The following is a 16,178-nucleotide window of genomic DNA, read 5'->3' on the forward strand; positions in this document are numbered from 1 at the left end:
CCTATGTGCGCGAGCATGAAGGCGAAGTGATCCTGTGCGTCGCCAACCTGTCGCGTTCGGCCCAGGCGGTCGAACTCGACCTGTCGCGCCACAAGAATTGCGTGCCGGTCGAACTGCTCGGCCGCAGCACCTTCCCGCCGATCGGCGACCTGCCCTATCTGCTGACCCTGCCGGCCTACGGCTTCTACTGGTTCGGCCTGACCAACACCGCCGAGCAGCCGGCTTGGCACGAGCAGGTGCCGGAAGCCATGCCGGAGTTCGTGACGCTGGTCGTCACCGACGCATGGCGCAACGTCAACGGCCGGGCCGCGACCGAGTTCGCCCGCGATGTCCTGCCCAACTACCTGCCCAAGCAGCGCTGGTTCGGCGCCAAGGACGAGGTCATCAACTCGACCCGCGTCCACATGACGGCCGAGCTGAAGGGCAGGGACCAAAGCTTCATGCTCGGCGTCATGGACGTGACGCTCTCCGGCGTGGAGGAGCCGCAGCAATACTTCATGCCGCTGACGGTATCGTGGGACGAGAACGCCGCGACCCCGGCGTCTCCCTTGCTGCCCTACACGATGGCCCGCGCCCGCCGCGGTCCGCGTCTCGGCGGCCTCTACGACGCGATGCAGTCCGATCATTTCCTGCTGGCGGTGATCGATGCGATCCGCGAGGGCCAGACGATCAAGTCCAACGTCGGCTCGATCGAGTTCCAGGCGACCCAGCGGATGGCCGAGATCGAGCTGCCCGACGACGCGGAAATCCGCCGGCTCGGCGTCGAGCAGAGCAATACGTCGGTGCTGGTCGGCGACCTGATGGTGGTCAAGGCCTACCGCAAGCTGGTGCGCGGCGAGCATCCGGAGCTGGAGATCGGCCGCTTCCTGACCGAAGTGGCGGACTACCGCAACACGCCGGCCCTGCTCGGCGCCGTCCAGCATGTCGACGACGGCGGTCCCGCCACGGCGCTGATGATCGTCCAGGCCTTCGTCCGCAACCAGGGCGACGGCTGGACCTATACCCTCGACCAGCTCGTCCGCTATCTGGACGAAATCCGGCTCGGCGGTTCGGCGGCGGATACCCCTGCCGGGGATTCGACCGAGGAAATGGCGTTCTACCTGTCGCTCGCCGGCACGCTCGGCCAGCGGACGGCGGAACTCCACCGCGCGCTCGCGGTTGAAAGCGGCGATCCGGCTTTCGAGCCGGAGCCGGTGACCGAAGAAGACACCACCCGCTGGGTCGAAGACGCCAAGGCGCAGGCCGAACGCGCCTTCGCCAGCCTGGAGCAGGCCAGCGCTAGGCTGACCGGCGACGACCACGACGAGGTCGAAGCCCTGCTGGCCCGCCGCCAGGAATGCCTGGACCTGATCGGCTCCCTCATCGCCGGGGGTGTCACGGCGTCCAAGACGCGCTATCATGGCGACTATCACCTGGGGCAGGTGCTCAAGGCGCAGAACGACTGGTTCGTCATCGACTTCGAAGGTGAACCGGCCAAGTCGCTGGATCAGCGGCGCGCCAAGCATTCGCCCCTCAAGGACGTGGCCGGAATGCTGCGGTCCTTCAACTACGCGGCCTGGGCCGCGGTGAAGCGGGTCGAGGACCTTCAGGCCGATGCCGGTCCGAAGGTGTTGGGGTCGGCGCTGGAATGGGAGCAAAGGTCGGCCGACGCCTTCCTGAGCGCCTATAACGACGCGATTGCGGGTTGCTCCAGCTATCCCGCCGATCAGGACGTTGCAAAACGCCTGCTCGACCTGTTCACCCTGGAGAAGGCGTTGTACGAAATCGCTTACGAGTCCGCCAACCGGCCGGCTTGGCTGGGCATCCCGATCAAGGGGGTGACCGGCATTCTCGACGCCCATGCCGCCAGCTCACAGACCGGGGAAGTTTGATGACTGCCAACATCCAGAACCCCACCAAGACCGAATCCACCGCCGATTCCATCAACGCCGAAGCCATGCGCCAGGAAATCGAGGCCGTCGTGCGGGCGGAGCATGGCGACCCGTTCGGTATTCTCGGCATGCACACCGACGGCCCCGACGGGGCCGTCACCGTCCGAACGTTCATTCCGGAAGCGCGCAAGATCACGCTGATCGACGCCGGCACGAACGAGCCGGTCGCGGACCTGGAAAAGGTCCATTCCGACGGCTTCTGGTCGGTCACGCTGAACGACCGCAAGACCATGTTCCGCTACCGGTTCCGGATCGACTTCGCGACCCATACCGGCGAGTTCTCCGACGCCTACAGCTTCCCGCCGGTGCTGGGCCAGCTCGACGTCCACCTGCTGGCCGAAGGCACCCATCTCCGCAGTTTCGAGCGGCTGGGCGCGCACCCGCAGGAGATGGAAGGCATCGCCGGAACAGCCTTCGCCGTCTGGGCTCCCAACGCCACGCGGGTTTCCGTGATCGGCGATTTCTGCAACTGGGACGGCCGCCGGCTGCCGATGCGGAAGCGCCACGAATGCGGCGTCTGGGAAATCTTCGTCCCGCATGTCGGCCGGGGCGACCGCTACAAGTACGAGATCAAGGGACCGACCGGCAACATGATGCCGCTGAAGGCCGATCCCTACGCCTTCCAGTCGGAACTGCCGCCCCACACCGCCTCGGTCGTCCACGGCCTCAACAGCCATCCCTGGAGCGATCAGGACTGGCTGCGCGACCGTGCCCGGACCGACTGGCGGGCGAAGCCGGTCTCCATCTACGAATGCCATATCAGCTCGTGGCGTCGTCCCGATGGGGAAGGGGGCAACCGCTACCTGACCTATGACGAACTGGCCGACCAGCTCGTGCCCTACGTCAAGGACATGGGCTACACCCATATCGAGCTTCTGCCGATCACCGAGTTTCCGTTCGACGGTTCCTGGGGCTACCAGCCGATCGGCATGTTCGCGCCGACCAGCCGCCACGGCGACCCGGAAGGCTTCTCCCGCTTCGTCGAGCGCTGCCACCGCGAGGGCATCGGCCTGCTGCTGGACTGGGTCCCCGGCCACTTCCCGACCGATCAGCACGGTTTGGGCCTGTTCGACGGCACCCACCTGTACGAGCACGCCGACCCGCGCCAGGGCTTCCACCAGGACTGGAACACCCTGATCTACAATTTCGGCCGCCGCGAGGTTTCCAGCTTCCTGCTCGGCAGCGCGCTCTACTGGATGGACCAGTTCCATTTCGACGGCATCCGCGTCGATGCCGTGGCCTCCATGCTGTATCTCGACTACAGCCGTCAGGCCGACCAGTGGGTGCCCAACCAATACGGCGGCAACGAGAACCTGGAAGCGGTCGCCTTCCTCAAGCGCATGAACGAGCTTGTCTACGGCAACCACCCCGGCGCCATGACCGTGGCCGAGGAATCGACCTCGTGGCCCGGCGTGTCTCGCCCGGTCTACCTGGGCGGCCTGGGGTTCGGCTTCAAATGGAACATGGGCTGGATGCACGACACGCTCAGCTTCATGTCCAAGGACCCGATCCATCGCCGGTATCATCACCACTCGATGACCTTCGGCATGATCTACGCCTTCAGCGAGAATTTCGTCCTACCGCTGAGCCATGACGAGGTCGTCCACGGCAAGGGTTCCCTGCTCAACAAGATGCCGGGCGACCGCTGGCAGAAGTTCGCCAACCTGCGGGCCTATTACGGCTTCATGTGGACCCATCCCGGCAAGAAGCTGCTCTTCATGGGCGGCGAGTTCGCCCAGGACCTCGAGTGGAACCACAACAAGGGCCTCGACTGGCACCTGCTGGAAGACGGCAACCATCAGGGCATCCAAACGCTGGTCCGCGACCTGAACCACCTCTACAAGGACACGCCGGCCCTCCATGAACTCGACAACGAGCCGGCCGGGTTCGAGTGGATCGAGGCCAACGACAGCGACAACAGCGTCTTCGCCTTCCTGCGCTACGGCAAGGACCGCGAGCACCCGATCGTTTCCGTCAGCAACTTCACCCCGATCCCGCGTGAAGGCTACCGCGTCGGCGTCCCCGCTCCCGGCTTCTACCGCGAACGCCTGAACACCGATGCCGGCGTCTACGGCGGCAGCGACGTCGGCAACAACGGCGGCGTGGAGGCGGAAGAATACCCCCACCACGGCCGGCCCTATTCGATCCTGCTGCGGATACCGCCGCTGGGGACTTTGGTCCTGGAACGTCAGTAACATCGGACGGATCGGCCCCGACTACAGGAAACCGAGGCCGATCACTCCATGTCATAAATTCCTACAGAGACACTGATAACCATCGAAAAAGCCTCGAATTTCTGATACATTGCCCGCATCAGTTGATTTCGACTGATTAAGGTATCAGACGGCGAGGCGAGACATGGGCGACCGATACGACATCTTCTTCAGCTACGCCCACGCCGACAAAAAAGCGGTGAAACCGCTTCTCGACGCCTTCGCCGCCAAAGCCATAAAGGTCTTTCACGACGACACCGAAATCATCGACGGCCAGTCGATCAGCCGCCGAATTACGGATGGCCTCAGTGATGCCAAAATTCTCGTGGCGTGGTACTCGAAAACCTACCCCACCCGCCGCGCCTGCCAGTGGGAACTGACCGCCGCGATCATCGCCGCACAGCGCGATTCGTCCGATATCAGGGCCGTCGAGAACCGCATTCTGGCCCTCAATCCGGAAACAACGCGTACCCATATTCAGCCCTTACACATCCAGGATCAGCGTTACATCGCTGCCTATGACGTCGATGCGGACAAACTTGCACAGCAGGTCTTCGATCATCTCCAACGTGTCGATCAGACCTTCGGCGAGTTCCACCACCTGCCCCGTCCCCATTGGTTCGGCAGCAACATGCGCCTTGGGTCGAACAGGTTCGTCGGCCGCGTCGCCGACCTCTGGGCAATCCACAGCGGTCTTCTGAAGCACAACTTCGCCATGATCACCGGTGGCGGAACGGGTCTGGTGCAAGTGCAAGGCATGGGCGGCATCGGCAAAACCCTGCTGGCCGAAGAATACGCCCTGCGTTTCGGCAGCCTATCCCGGCGGCGTCTACTGGCTACGCGCCACAAGCGACACCGGCGAGGCGCTGAGCACCCTTCAGCAACAAGATCGACTTACTTTCCAGGCAAGATTTTAGCAGGTGGAATTTGCCTGATTTCTACAACCAAATCTTCAATCCGAAGAGCAACCGCCCACGCCAGCTTGCCCCTCGCCCGCTAGCGGGAGAGGGAGGGACGCGCCGCGAAGCGGGGGAGGGTGAGGGTGAGGGTGCGCGTTCCCCAGCAACCACCTCGCACGAAGCTCTTCGATGCACAGCAGATAAACCCCTACCGGACAACCACCGATGCCAACCGACACCTTGAGCTACAAGGACCAGCACGTCGAAATCCGCTTCGACGCCTCAGCAAACGAATTCCATGGTCGCGTCATCGGCATCAACGACGTCATCGATTTCTACGGAAAGACTCCCGCCGACCTGAAGCGGGAGTTTCAGAACAGCATCGATGACTATCTCGACTGGTGCCAAACCGAAGCAAAGGAACCGGACGAACAACGTCCGGCGCCAAGGTGAGAGCCCCGCTCTCACCCCCGCAGCAACCCGATCAATTCCTCGTCGCTCAGCTTGGCGCTCGCCTCGCTGCCGTCCAGCAGTTCCGCCGCCATCTGGCGTTTATCCTTGTGAAGCCCCAGGATCCCCTGCTCGATCGTCCCGGCCACCGCCAGCCGGTAGATCGTCACCGGGCGCTGCTGGCCGATCCGGTGCGCCCGGCCGGAGGCCTGATCTTCCACGGCGGGGTTCCACCAGGGGTCGAGGTGGATAACATAATCGGCCGCCGTCAGGTTCAGACCCGTGCCGCCCGCCTTCAGGCTGATCAGGAACAGGTCGCCCTCGCCGGCCTGGAAGGCGTTGACCTGCTTCTCGCGCTCGCGCGCCGGGGTCTGGCCGTCCAGGTACTTGTACGCGATGCCGCGCTCGTCCAGCGCCTTCCGAACGATGTCCAGGAAGCCGACATACTGGCTGAAGACCAGCGCCTTGTGACGGTTGCGCAGCAGATCGTCCACCAGTTCCAGGAACAGCGACAGCTTGGCGCCCTCCATCCCGCTCGCTTCCGGGGCCGCCAGCGACGGGTGGCAGCAGGCGCGGCGCAGGCGGGTGATTTCCGCCAGGATGTGGATCTTGCGCTGGCCGGCGGCGTCGCCGGGCAGGTTCTCGATCCGCTCGATGGCCCGCCGCCGCAACGCCTCGTAAAGCGCCCGTTCGTCGTCGTCCAGATCGACCAGGATGGTCTGTTCGGTCCGCTCCGGCAGTTCGGTCAGCACGGCGGACTTGGTCCGGCGCAGGATGAAGGGGCCGACCAGCGCCTTCAGCGCCTGACGCGCCGCCCGGTCTCCGCGCTCGATCGGCAGGGCGAAGCGCTTGCGGAAGCTCTCCAGCGATCCCAGCAGGCCGGGATTGATGAAGTGGAACAGGCTCCACAGCTCTTCCAGGTAGTTTTCGACCGGCGTGCCGGTCAGCGCCAGACGGAATTCCGCCTGGAGCATCATGCTGGCCTGTGCCCGCTTGGTCGCGGCGTTCTTGATCGCCTGCGCCTCGTCCAGCACCGCGATCTGCCACGGCGTTTCCGACAGCAGCGCCGATTCCAGGTTGAGCAAGCCGTAGCTGGTCACCAGCACGTCCATCGGCCCCAGCGACTTGACCAGCGCGGCCCGGTCGCCGGCATTGGCGAACTGGTGGACCCGCAAGGGCGGGGCGAAACGCTCGATCTCCGCCGCCCAGTTGTGACAGACGGAGGTCGGGGCGACCACGATGATGGCACCGCGCGGCGCGTGCTCCAGCATCACCGCGATCGCCTGGACCGTCTTGCCCAGACCCATGTCGTCGGCAAGGCAGGCCCCGGCTCCCCAATGCGCCAGACGGGACAGCCAGCGGAAGCCTTCCGCCTGATAGTCGCGAAGTTCGGCCTGAAGGGTGGACGGCACCTTCGGTTCGTGCCGGCCCGCCGCCCGGATCTTCTCGATCTGCTCGCGCCACTGCTTGTCGGAGTCGAGCTTGCCCGCCCCCTCCAGCGCTTCTTCCACGGCGGAAGCGGCCATCCGGTGGACCCGGCGGCCCTTGCCGTCGCCCTCGGTCAAGCTGCCGAGCCGGTCGAGCTGCCGGCGCAACTGCTCGGTCATCGCCAGGAAGCGGCCGTCGTCGAGCTGGATGAAACGGCCCTGCGTCCGGCCCGCGCGCTCCAGCAGTTCGCGCAGGTCCATCACGAGGTTCTCGTCGATCCGCAACTCGCCGCTGACCTGGAACCAGTCGCGCGCCGCCCGCAGCTTGACCGACATGCTCTCGGACGTCGTCATCGCCGTCACCCGAAGGCGGCCCTCTTCCGGCCATTCGAGCTGGACGGGGCCGTCATAGGCCTGGACCTCCGACAGGAATTCTAGGCTGTCGAACAGGTCCGGCAGCTCCCAGTCCAGATCGCCCAGCGCCCGTTCGCTCAAGCTGGGGCAGGCCGCCACCAGGGCGGCCAGTTCCGCCTTCTCGCGCTCCAGGTCGCGGTTGGCCCGCTGGTTCTTGCCGTCGATCAGCGCCAGCACCGACTTGCCGGCATGGCCCGGCAGGTAGTGCGGCCCGTCCTCGCCGAACGGCCGGACGAAGGCGGAAACCCGCAGGCCCCGATTGATGGGTACCAGACGAAGCACCGGCGTCGGGCTGCCCTCGATCGCCGGCACGTCCACGGCGTCGATCTCCGACCGGATCGGCAGGGACCCGCCCATCGACTTGCGGACCATCGCTATGATCTTCTCGCGCCCGTCGCGCGGCACGGTCATGCCGTCAGGACCCAGCAGTGCTCCAACCCTGACGACATCGAGCGGGACTTCGATCACCCGGTAGCGGTCGCGCGTTTCCGGTTCCAGGAAGACGGTCGGCGCATCGGCGAAGTGCGACAGGGCGATCCGGTAGCCGCCGCGCGCCTCGGAGATGACCAGCTCCACCGGATAGCGGACCAGTTCCAGCTGGCGGCTCCGGTCGTTGGCGTCGAACACCCTGGGATGCCCGACGAGCGCCAGCAGCGTCTTGTTGGGATCGGGACCGTATACCTCGTTCACGCTGTAGCCGTAGATACTGCGTTCGAACCCGTGATGCAGGCTGTCGATCACGCGGCGGTCGTCCTCGTCCACCTCCAGCGGCGGGTCGTTCTTGATGACGCGGCGGAAGGACAGCGCCCGGCCGGTGTTCCAGCCGTCGCGCTTGGCCGTCTGCTCGACCGGCTCGATCGTGCCGATATCCGGATCGACCAGCCAGATCAGGCGCTTGCCCTTCTTCTTAGCCGGTTCCTCGGGCTTGGATGGGGCGGCCAGCAGCGTTTGCAGATGGTCCAGTGCCCGCTGCCACGGCTCGTCCACCTGCATCACGTCGGTCAGAAGGATGATCGGCTCCCGGTCCCGGCGGTCCAGAAACTCCAGGTAGGGTTCCGGGGAGTCGGATACCTTCTCCAGCATGGCGGCATAGGTTTCCGCGACCAGGGGCAGGGACCCCTTGTACCGGACGAACAGGTCGTGCAGTTCGCCCGCGCGCTTGCCCGTCCGCTTGCGGTCGAGCATGAATTCGGCCAGATCCTCCAGCATCCGCGAGAGCGGCGTCCGGTGCAGGGACTTGGTCATGGCGGCCAGCGTGTGTTCGGCTTCCCGGTCGTTGCCCCTGGCGATGGCGGACAAGACCCTGATAGCCCAGAACCCGACATAGTTGGGATTGAACCCGGAGTCGCGGTCGGCATCGTCGATCCAGCCCCCCAACTCCCTCAGCAGACCAGGATCGCCTTCCCGCAGCAGGCACAGCGATGCCAGCAAGCCTTGGATGTCGGGCAGGAAGATCTTGCGCTTGTGCGTTGCCTTGCGGAACAGCCTGAGCGCTTCGCGGAAGCGTCCCAGCGCTTCCGCGTTCCGTCCGCTGAGGAAGTCGACCATGGCGGCGATATGCTCGATGGCGCTCGCCATCAATACGGCGTGGTCGGTGGCTTTGCCCCTGTCGTCCGCTTCGGCAATCTCGCGCAGGCGCGAGAGCAGCAGCGCCGTCCTGGACGGGCTTCCACTCAGCGTCTCGAACTTGGCAAGGATAATCAGGGCCGCAGGCGTTGGGGTGGTCCGCTCCAGGTCGCGGAGCTGGTCCCGAAAAGCCGGAAAATCGGCTGGTGGAGCGCCGTAGTAGAGGAAGGACAGCAGTTTCGCCATCAAGACGGCTTCCTGGATGACCGGCGCGCGGCTGTCCAGCCACTGCGGTTCCAGGACCAGAAGTCCGAAGAACTGCGTCAACCTGTTCCAGGTCTCCGCAGGCTCCTGATCCGTGTAATCGGCGATGAATCCGTCATCGTTCAGGTAGATGGCGAGCCGCAACTGCCGCACGCCCGCCGATTCATAATGGTTGGAAAATTGGTAGATGCTTCGCCGCTCCGCCGCCTGGACCGCCTTCAGGTACAGGTCGCTCCGGGGGTCTTCGAGTGCGGCGATGTTGATATGGTGCCGGACCTGCGAATGCGGCTCGCCGAGGCGGTTCCACAGCCCGTTCCGTTTGAGCTGCCCGATGATCTCGCCGAGCACCTGCGGATTCAACGCCGTGCCGTCCGGCAGCGTCAGCTTCGCCACCGTCGCGACGGTGAGCAGGCCGTCCTTTTCGACATAGGGACCGGCGATCGCTTTCAAATGCGCAACGATCTTGGCACGCGGGGCGAGCGCCTCGTAATGCGCGATATAGCGTTCATCGCTCGTGGACGCCGGCGCAACGGTCTGGGGAGTGAGGGAGTTCTGCGGCATTGGACTAGGCTAGCCAGTGCGGGGACGGGAAACAACCTGTTCCATCGGCGGCCGGAACCTGGACCGCATAGCAAAACGGCGGCCCCGGTCCGGGACCGCCGCGGATGCCGCAAGCGAACGGGTGCCGGCGCCGGATATTCAGCTTCCGCTGAACATCTGCTCCTGCTGGTAGTTCTGCGCGCCGACGCGCTGGATCAGGTCGAGCTGGGTTTCCAGCCAGTCGATATGTTCCTCGGTCTCGTCCAGGATCTTGACGAAGATCTCGCGCGACTGGAAGTCGCGCACTTCCTCGGCATAGGCGATGGCCTCGCGAAGACAGTTCGCGTTATGGCTCTCGATCCCAAGATCCGACGTGAACATCTCGGGCACGTCCTCGCCGATCTTCAGCTTATGAAGGTCCTGAAGGTTGGGCAGACCCTCGAGGAACAGGATACGCTCGATCAGGTAATCGGCGTGCTTCATCTCGCCGATCGATTCCTTATACACGTAATCGGCGAGTCGCAGCAGGCCCCAGTTCTTCAACATGCGCGCGTGCAGGAAATACTGATTGATGGCCGTCAGTTCATTGGTAAGAATGATATTCAGGTGACGGATTACTTTAGGATCGCCCTTCATTTTTCTTCTCCAATGCAAGCGCTGTGGATCAGCCCCTTGGCCGCATCCCATGGGAATGCGAGAATCTCACATTCCCCTAAATATACGAACCAGCCTCGAATAAAACCTGAAAGTCATTCGCAGCGGCGTTTTTCTTCCCTTTATAACAACGCCCGTCCGGCGTGTTCCTGGGTCAAGCCCGATGCTGCTGACGACGGATCGCCTCGACGATCGAACGGCCCAGCGGCGCGTCGGATAGTTCGCCGATCGTCACCGGCAATTTGCGCTGCCAGTTGGGATGCTGATGGACGGTGCCGGGTAGGTTCGGCTGGTCGATCTCACCCACGATATCCTCGACCTGAACCATCAGGATGCGGCCGGAACTCTTCGCCAGATAGCCGTGGATGGCGCCGACCAGTTCGGGCGTCAAATGCTCGGAACCGGTTTCCTGCGGGACGACCCCTGCCCAGCGCATCGACGACAAAAGCCGCTCCCTGTCGGTCCAGCGTTCCGCCAGTTCGGCATCCAGCGCGCCGGGTGCCGCATACTGACCCAGCTCGGCGCGGACCCGGATGTCATGCCCGCTCCACCATCCCTTCAAGGTCGGCAGGTCATGCGTGGTGACCGAAACCAGAGCGTCGCGCGGGTAATGTTCAGGTGCGATGAAGCCCTTGTCCTTGCCGCGCTCGAAATAGAGCACCCGGTACGACAGGATGCCGGCATTCTGCATGGCGGGGCGGAAGCCTTCCGGCACGGTGCCAAGGTCCTCGCCGATGACGAGGCAGCGGTTGCGCCGGGACTCCAAGGCGATGATCCGCACCATGTCGCGCATCGGATAGGTCACGTAGGCGCCGCCCTCGTGATCGGGCCTGGACGGTATCCAGAACAGGTGCTGAAGCGCCATGACATGGTCGATCCGGATCGCTCCGGCATGGCGCATATTGGCGCGCAGCGACTGGATAAAGGACTCGTAAGCTGTCTCGATCAGGCCGATCGGCGACAGCGGCGCCAGCCCCCAGTTCTGTCCCTCCGGGCTGAACATGTCGGGCGGCGAACCGACATTCGCCCCCTGGACGATCAGCGACTGGGCATACCACGCGGCGGCCCCGCCGGGATGGTTGGCGACCGCCAGATCGCGGTAGAAGCCGATCGGCATGCCGGCGGTGCGGGCGCGGTGGGCGGCGGTAGCCAACTGGTCGTCGGCCAGCCATTGCAGCCACTGGAAGAACTCGATCCGCTCCGCGTTCTCCTCGCGGAAGCGAGCCACGGCGTCGCCCTCGGGATCGCGGAAGGCCTCCGGCCATTCCTGCCACATCCACTTGCCCTGGCCCTTGAAGAAATGCTCGTGCAGGGCGTCGAAGGTCGCCTGCCGGACCAGGGCGTCGTCCATCTCCCGCTGGAACAGCAGGAAGCCGTCCCAGCGCTGTCCCTGGACCGTGCGGGCGCTCTGGAACAGCAGTTCCAGGACCGGCATCTTGAGGTCGGAGACGGCGGGGTAGTTGACCAGCTCAGCTTCGCGGACAGCCTGGAGCCGCTGCTGGAAGTCATCGCCGGCGATAAGCTCGCGCGCCTCGGCGCAATGCTCAAGCTCGGGCAAACCGCCGACATCGATGTAAAGGGTGTTGAGAAAGCCCCGGTTGCCCGGAGAGTAGGGGCTGTTGTGGTTCGGGTCCGCCGGGAACATGGCATGAAGCGGGTTGAGCCCCAACACCCCGGCTCCCAGCTTGGCGGCCTGCTCGGCCATGGCGCCGGCGTCGGTATAGTCGCCGATGCCCCAGTTTCCGGGCGACCGCAGGGCGTAGAGCTGGACGCCGACGCCCCAGGTCTGACCGCCGCCCTCGACCATCTCGTCCGGAGTGAGACAGCGGTTGGGCGCCAGGATCAGCGTCGCGGCCCCTTCATGGACCACGGCGCCGCCGGCGTTCAACTGGATCGCCAGCCGGTGATAGCCGTGCGACAGGCCGGCCGGCAGCGCCAGCTTGTGGCGGGTGTAGCGGACGTCGTCGAAGACGGCCTCGCCGGTCGGCGGCAACTCCGCCAAGGGCTGTTCGCCCCAGTGGACGTCGCCTTCCTCCTCCGACAGGGTCCAGGTGATGCCGGCGGGGTCGGTCTGGGCCGGGACGGTGAAGTCGATCTCCGGACTGTCGCCGTCGCCCAGCACGAAGACCGGCGTCAGCATGCGCCGCCACGCGCGCTCCCTCAGCCGGTACAGGCTGTCCGCTGCTTCTTCCGGCGTAGCGGCGGGGAAGCCCATGGCCTGGACGAGGTCGCGCTTGGTGGCGGGGCCGATCTCCCGCCGGTTGCCCCAGATGTCATGGTAGAACGGCTCGATTCCAACGAGTTCCGCCAGCCGGTCCAGATCGGCGCCATCAGTCATGCTCTCAGTTCCCCCTTGATCCCCTGGCCTGTTTCCTCAGGCCCTTCAAGCCGCCCCGGTGCCGCTGGCATGGCAGGCGACGGCCCATGCGCCGAGCCGCCCGGCTTTAAGGTCCGCAGCCACGGACGGCGCGGTTTCGAATATCAGTTCGCCATCGGGAGCGTCCAGCCCATCGACCGGGGCGTCCCCCAGATTAGCAACCAATGTCAGCCGTCCGCTATCCCCCAGCGGCCAGTGCGCCACGATAACGGTATCGTTCCGCACTTCGGCGACGCTGTCCGCGCCGATCTTCGACAGCAGCGGCACGATCCTGGTGTGCCTAGTGACAATCAGTGTCTTATACCAGGAAAGCCACTCCGCATGCGAGGGCTCGGATACCGCGTCCCAGTCCAGCTTGGACCCGTTGAAGGTCGATTCCTCGTTGGGGTCGGGGATCTTCTTCCGCGCTTCGGGGTCGGAGAACTCGGCGAACTTGGCGAACTCCTTGCGCCGGCCCTCCCGGACCGCGTCGGCGAGTTCGCCGTGGAAGTCGGTGAAGAAGTTGAACGGGCGGTCGCTGGCCCATTCCTCGCCCATGAACAGCATGGGGATCTGCGGCGTCAGCAGCAGGACAGCCGTGATCGCCTTCAGGCGTTCCGCCGAAATCAGCGCCGAAAGCCGCTCGCCCATGGCGCGGTTGCCGACCTGATCGTGGTTCTGGAGGAAGCTGACGAAGGCCTGCGGCAGCAGGTGCGCGCTGGGCTCGCCCCGGATCTTGCCATCCTGATGGGGCGACGGATCGCCCTGGTAGACGAAACCGTCCATCAGCGAGCGTGCCAGCTTCTCGTGCGACTCGTCGCAGAAGTCCTCGTAGTAGCCGGCTCGCTCGCCGGTCACCAGGGCATGCGCGGTGTTGTGGAAGTCGTCGTTCCATTGGGCGGTGTAGTGCGGCGGCAGGCGGTCGTCGTCGCGGACCAGCCGGTGCGCCTGATTGGCCTCGTTCTCCAGCACCAGATGGACATGGCGGCCCGGCGTCGCTTCCTCGACCTTGCGGCGGACGGTTTCCGCCAACTCGGTCAGGACATGCGGCTTGGTGTCGTCGATGATCGCATGGACGGCGTCGAAGCGCAGTCCGTCGAAGCGGTACTCGTTCAGCCAGTACAGGGCGTTGTTGATGAAATAGTCGCGGACGGGACGGGCGTCCTTGCCGTCGAAGTTGATCGCCGCACCCCAGGGGGTGTGGTGCCGCTCGGTGAAGAACGACTTGGCGTAGGTGCTGAGGTAGTTACCTTCCGGGCCGAAGTGGTTGTAGACGACGTCCAGGAAGACCATCAGGTTGCGGCCATGCGCCTCGTCGATCAGGCGCTTGAGAGAGTCGGTAGAGCCATAGGCGTCGTCGGGGGCATAGGGCAGGACGCCGTCATAGCCCCAGCCCCGGCGGCCCGCGAAGTCGGCCAGCGGCAGGAACTCGATCGCGGTGACTCCCAGCTCGGCCAGATGGTCCAGCTTGCGGCGGACGCCGTCATAGGTGCCCTCGTCGGTGAAGCAGCCGACGTGGAGTTCGTACAGGATGGTTTCTTCCCACGGGCGGCCGCGCCAGTCGGTGTTGCGCCACTCGTAGCTCTTCGGATCGACCACGAGGCTCGGGCCGTTGACGTCCTCCGGCTGGAAACGCGACGCGGGGTCGGGCACCGCAAGGCCGTCAGGCAGCTGGAACTGGTAGCGGGTTCCGGCGGGTGCCTTGTCGGTGACCAGTTCGAACCAGCCGTCCGCCTGCTTGGGCATCGCCTGGGCATCGTCTTTTCCGCCGTCCAGAACAAGCCGGATTTCCGGTTGCGAGGGAGCCCAAAGGCGGAAGCGCGTGGTGCCGTCGTCGCGCGTTTCGGCGCCGAACGGCATCGAGTGGGAATAGCGGGTGGTCATGGGGAGGGGCCATCCTGGCTTGGGCTGATTTGTCACCGTTTAGAACAGCCGTATGCCGAGGATGATCCCGCAGATTGCGTTCGAATAGGAAGAAAGCCGCGCCGCGTGCCGGAGGGGACTTGCTTCAGGATACGTCGTCCATCAGCTCCGCCGGATATCCGGCGGCATGCAGCTTGGCCAGGATGGCATCGACGTGGCCGTGGTCGCGCGTTTCCATCACCACGTCGATATCCGCCATCTTCACGGGGACGTTGTGAAACAGACGGCGATGATAAATCTCCACGATATTGCCGCCCGCTTCGCCTAGGAACTGCGCCACCTTCGCCAGCGCGCCCGGCGCATCGGTCAGGGCGATCCTCAAGCGGACCATCCGGCGCTGGCGGACCAGCCCCCGCATCAGGATCGACGCCAGGATACGGGCATCGATGTTCCCGCCGCACACCACGGTCCCGACCTTGCGTCCCCTGAAGCGTGGCTGGTCCGCCAGGATGGCCGCGAAGCCGGCCGCGCCCGCTCCCTCGACCACCAGCTTCTGCTCGGTGATCAGAGTGTCGACCGCGCGCTCCAGGCACTCCTCGCTGACCAGGACGATATCGTCCACATGGGCGCGGATGATCTCCCGCGTGATATGGCCCGGCGACTTGACGGCAATGCCTTCCGCGATGGTGGCGCCGGCACAGGACACGGGCGTCCCGGCCAGCGTCTGCTTCATCGATGGATAGAGTTCCGCCTCCACCCCGACGATCTCGATACCCGGCTTGATCGCCTTGGCCGCCGTCGCGATCCCGGCGATCAGCCCGCCGCCGCCGACGGGCACGACCAGCACGTCCAGGTCCGGGACGGCGTCCAGCATCTCCAGTGCTATCGTTCCCTGACCCGCGATGATCAGCGGGTCGTCGTAGGGATGTACGAAGGTCAAGCCGTCGCGGTCGGCGATCCCGTGGGCGAAGGCTTCGGCATCGCTCAGCGTGTCGCCGTGCAGGACGACCCTGGCGCCGTAGGATTCCGTCCGCTCCACCTTGGTGAAGGGCGTCTGCGCCGGCATGACGATGGTCGCCGGGATGCCGAGCCGGGTCGAGTGGTAGGCGACGCCTTGGGCATGGTTGCCGGCGGACATCGCGATGACGCCCTGCGCCGCTTCGGCGGCGCTCAGGCTCTTCAGCTTGTTGAGCGCCCCGCGCTCCTTGAACGAACCGGTATGGTGCAGGCATTCCAGCTTCAGGTGAATGCGGCAGCCGGTCTGCTCGGAAAGGCGGGGCGATGGGATCGTCGGCGTGACCGTCAGGTCGCCCGCGAGCGCAGCAGCCGCCGACCGGATGTCGTCAAGGCCGATGGTCATGATATGCGGCTCCTGGTGCTGATTTGCTGGTTCATTCCGGGCGGAGCGTCAGCCGCCCGAGGCTGTCCGACGTCACCTGCTCCAGCGAGCCGGATATCGTGAAATGCCGGCCGTCGCGCCACTGTTCCACCAGATCGCCGTAATGGGACGACAGCGGATTGCCCGACTGCCCGGTGGAGATCATGAAGCGGGAGTTCTCCGGATCGGACATGTCGTAGATCGCCCGGTATCCCGCACCATG

Annotated in this window: 10 protein-coding genes; 4 read left to right on the forward strand and 6 right to left on the reverse strand. The window is 65.0% G+C overall.

Annotation, left to right across the window (positions count from 1 at the left end; genetic code table 11):
• The 4 genes from AC5JJ6_RS12280 to AC5JJ6_RS12295 all read left to right on the forward strand — a co-directional run.
• Positions 1 to 1,871, forward strand: a 1,871-nt coding sequence (locus AC5JJ6_RS12280; protein ID WP_496042308.1) for a putative maltokinase, incomplete at its 5' end; no start/stop codon positions are given.
• 50 nt (positions 1,872 to 1,921) lie between these two features.
• Complete coding sequence (glgB, locus tag AC5JJ6_RS12285; protein WP_496042323.1) at positions 1,922 to 4,126, forward strand: 1,4-alpha-glucan branching protein GlgB; 2,205 nt, start codon at positions 1,922 to 1,924, stop codon at positions 4,124 to 4,126.
• A 163-nt stretch (positions 4,127 to 4,289) separates the two neighbouring features.
• Entirely contained in the window at positions 4,290 to 5,144 is an 855-nt protein-coding gene (locus AC5JJ6_RS12290) for a toll/interleukin-1 receptor domain-containing protein (protein ID WP_496042309.1), read from the forward strand.
• A gap of 124 nt (positions 5,145 to 5,268) precedes the next feature.
• A complete protein-coding gene (locus AC5JJ6_RS12295) occupies positions 5,269 to 5,496 on the forward strand; it encodes a hypothetical protein (protein WP_496042310.1) in 228 nt (75 codons plus the stop codon).
• 11 nt (positions 5,497 to 5,507) lie between these two features.
• Here AC5JJ6_RS12295 and AC5JJ6_RS12300 read toward each other — a convergent pair whose 3' ends face one another.
• The 6 genes from AC5JJ6_RS12300 to AC5JJ6_RS12325 form a co-directional block, all read right to left on the reverse strand.
• Positions 5,508 to 9,725 carry a DEAD/DEAH box helicase gene (locus AC5JJ6_RS12300; protein WP_496042311.1) on the reverse strand — a complete coding sequence of 1,406 codons (4,218 nt, stop codon included), beginning with the start codon at positions 9,723 to 9,725 and terminating at the stop codon, positions 5,508 to 5,510.
• A gap of 138 nt (positions 9,726 to 9,863) precedes the next feature.
• Positions 9,864 to 10,340, reverse strand: a complete 477-nt coding sequence (gene bfr, locus AC5JJ6_RS12305; RefSeq protein WP_496042312.1) for a bacterioferritin — start codon at positions 10,338 to 10,340, stop codon at positions 9,864 to 9,866.
• Between the two features lie 172 nt (positions 10,341 to 10,512).
• The gene (malQ, locus tag AC5JJ6_RS12310) at positions 10,513 to 12,696 is read right to left on the reverse strand and encodes a 4-alpha-glucanotransferase (protein ID WP_496042313.1); all 2,184 of its coding nucleotides are present in this window, start codon (positions 12,694 to 12,696) and stop codon (positions 10,513 to 10,515) included.
• A 45-nt stretch (positions 12,697 to 12,741) separates the two neighbouring features.
• Complete coding sequence (treZ, locus tag AC5JJ6_RS12315; RefSeq protein WP_496042314.1) at positions 12,742 to 14,598, reverse strand: malto-oligosyltrehalose trehalohydrolase; 1,857 nt, start codon at positions 14,596 to 14,598, stop codon at positions 12,742 to 12,744.
• A 124-nt stretch (positions 14,599 to 14,722) separates the two neighbouring features.
• On the reverse strand, positions 14,723 to 15,937 hold the full coding sequence (locus AC5JJ6_RS12320) for a threonine ammonia-lyase (protein ID WP_496042315.1): 1,215 nt from the start codon (positions 15,935 to 15,937) through the stop codon (positions 14,723 to 14,725).
• 31 nt (positions 15,938 to 15,968) lie between these two features.
• A partial coding sequence (locus tag AC5JJ6_RS12325) for a penicillin acylase family protein (RefSeq protein ID WP_496042316.1) occupies positions 15,969 to 16,178 on the reverse strand: 210 nt, incomplete at its 5' end.

It is taken from the genome of Skermanella sp. (genome assembly GCF_059503625.1).

What these genes read in the sequence shown, in the direction of transcription:
- AC5JJ6_RS12290 (WP_496042309.1), top strand. Translation starts at nt 4,290, where the DNA reads ATGGGCGACCGATACGACATCTTCTTCAGCTACGCCCACGCCGACAAA.
- AC5JJ6_RS12295 (WP_496042310.1), top strand. Translation starts at nt 5,269, where the DNA reads ATGCCAACCGACACCTTGAGCTACAAGGACCAGCACGTCGAAATCCGC.
- AC5JJ6_RS12300 (WP_496042311.1), bottom strand. Translation starts at nt 9,725, where the DNA reads ATGCCGCAGAACTCCCTCACTCCCCAGACCGTTGCGCCGGCGTCCACG.
- bfr (WP_496042312.1), bottom strand. Translation starts at nt 10,340, where the DNA reads ATGAAGGGCGATCCTAAAGTAATCCGTCACCTGAATATCATTCTTACC.
- malQ (WP_496042313.1), bottom strand. Translation starts at nt 12,696, where the DNA reads ATGACTGATGGCGCCGATCTGGACCGGCTGGCGGAACTCGTTGGAATC.
- treZ (WP_496042314.1), bottom strand. Translation starts at nt 14,598, where the DNA reads ATGACCACCCGCTATTCCCACTCGATGCCGTTCGGCGCCGAAACGCGC.
- AC5JJ6_RS12320 (WP_496042315.1), bottom strand. Translation starts at nt 15,937, where the DNA reads ATGACCATCGGCCTTGACGACATCCGGTCGGCGGCTGCTGCGCTCGCG.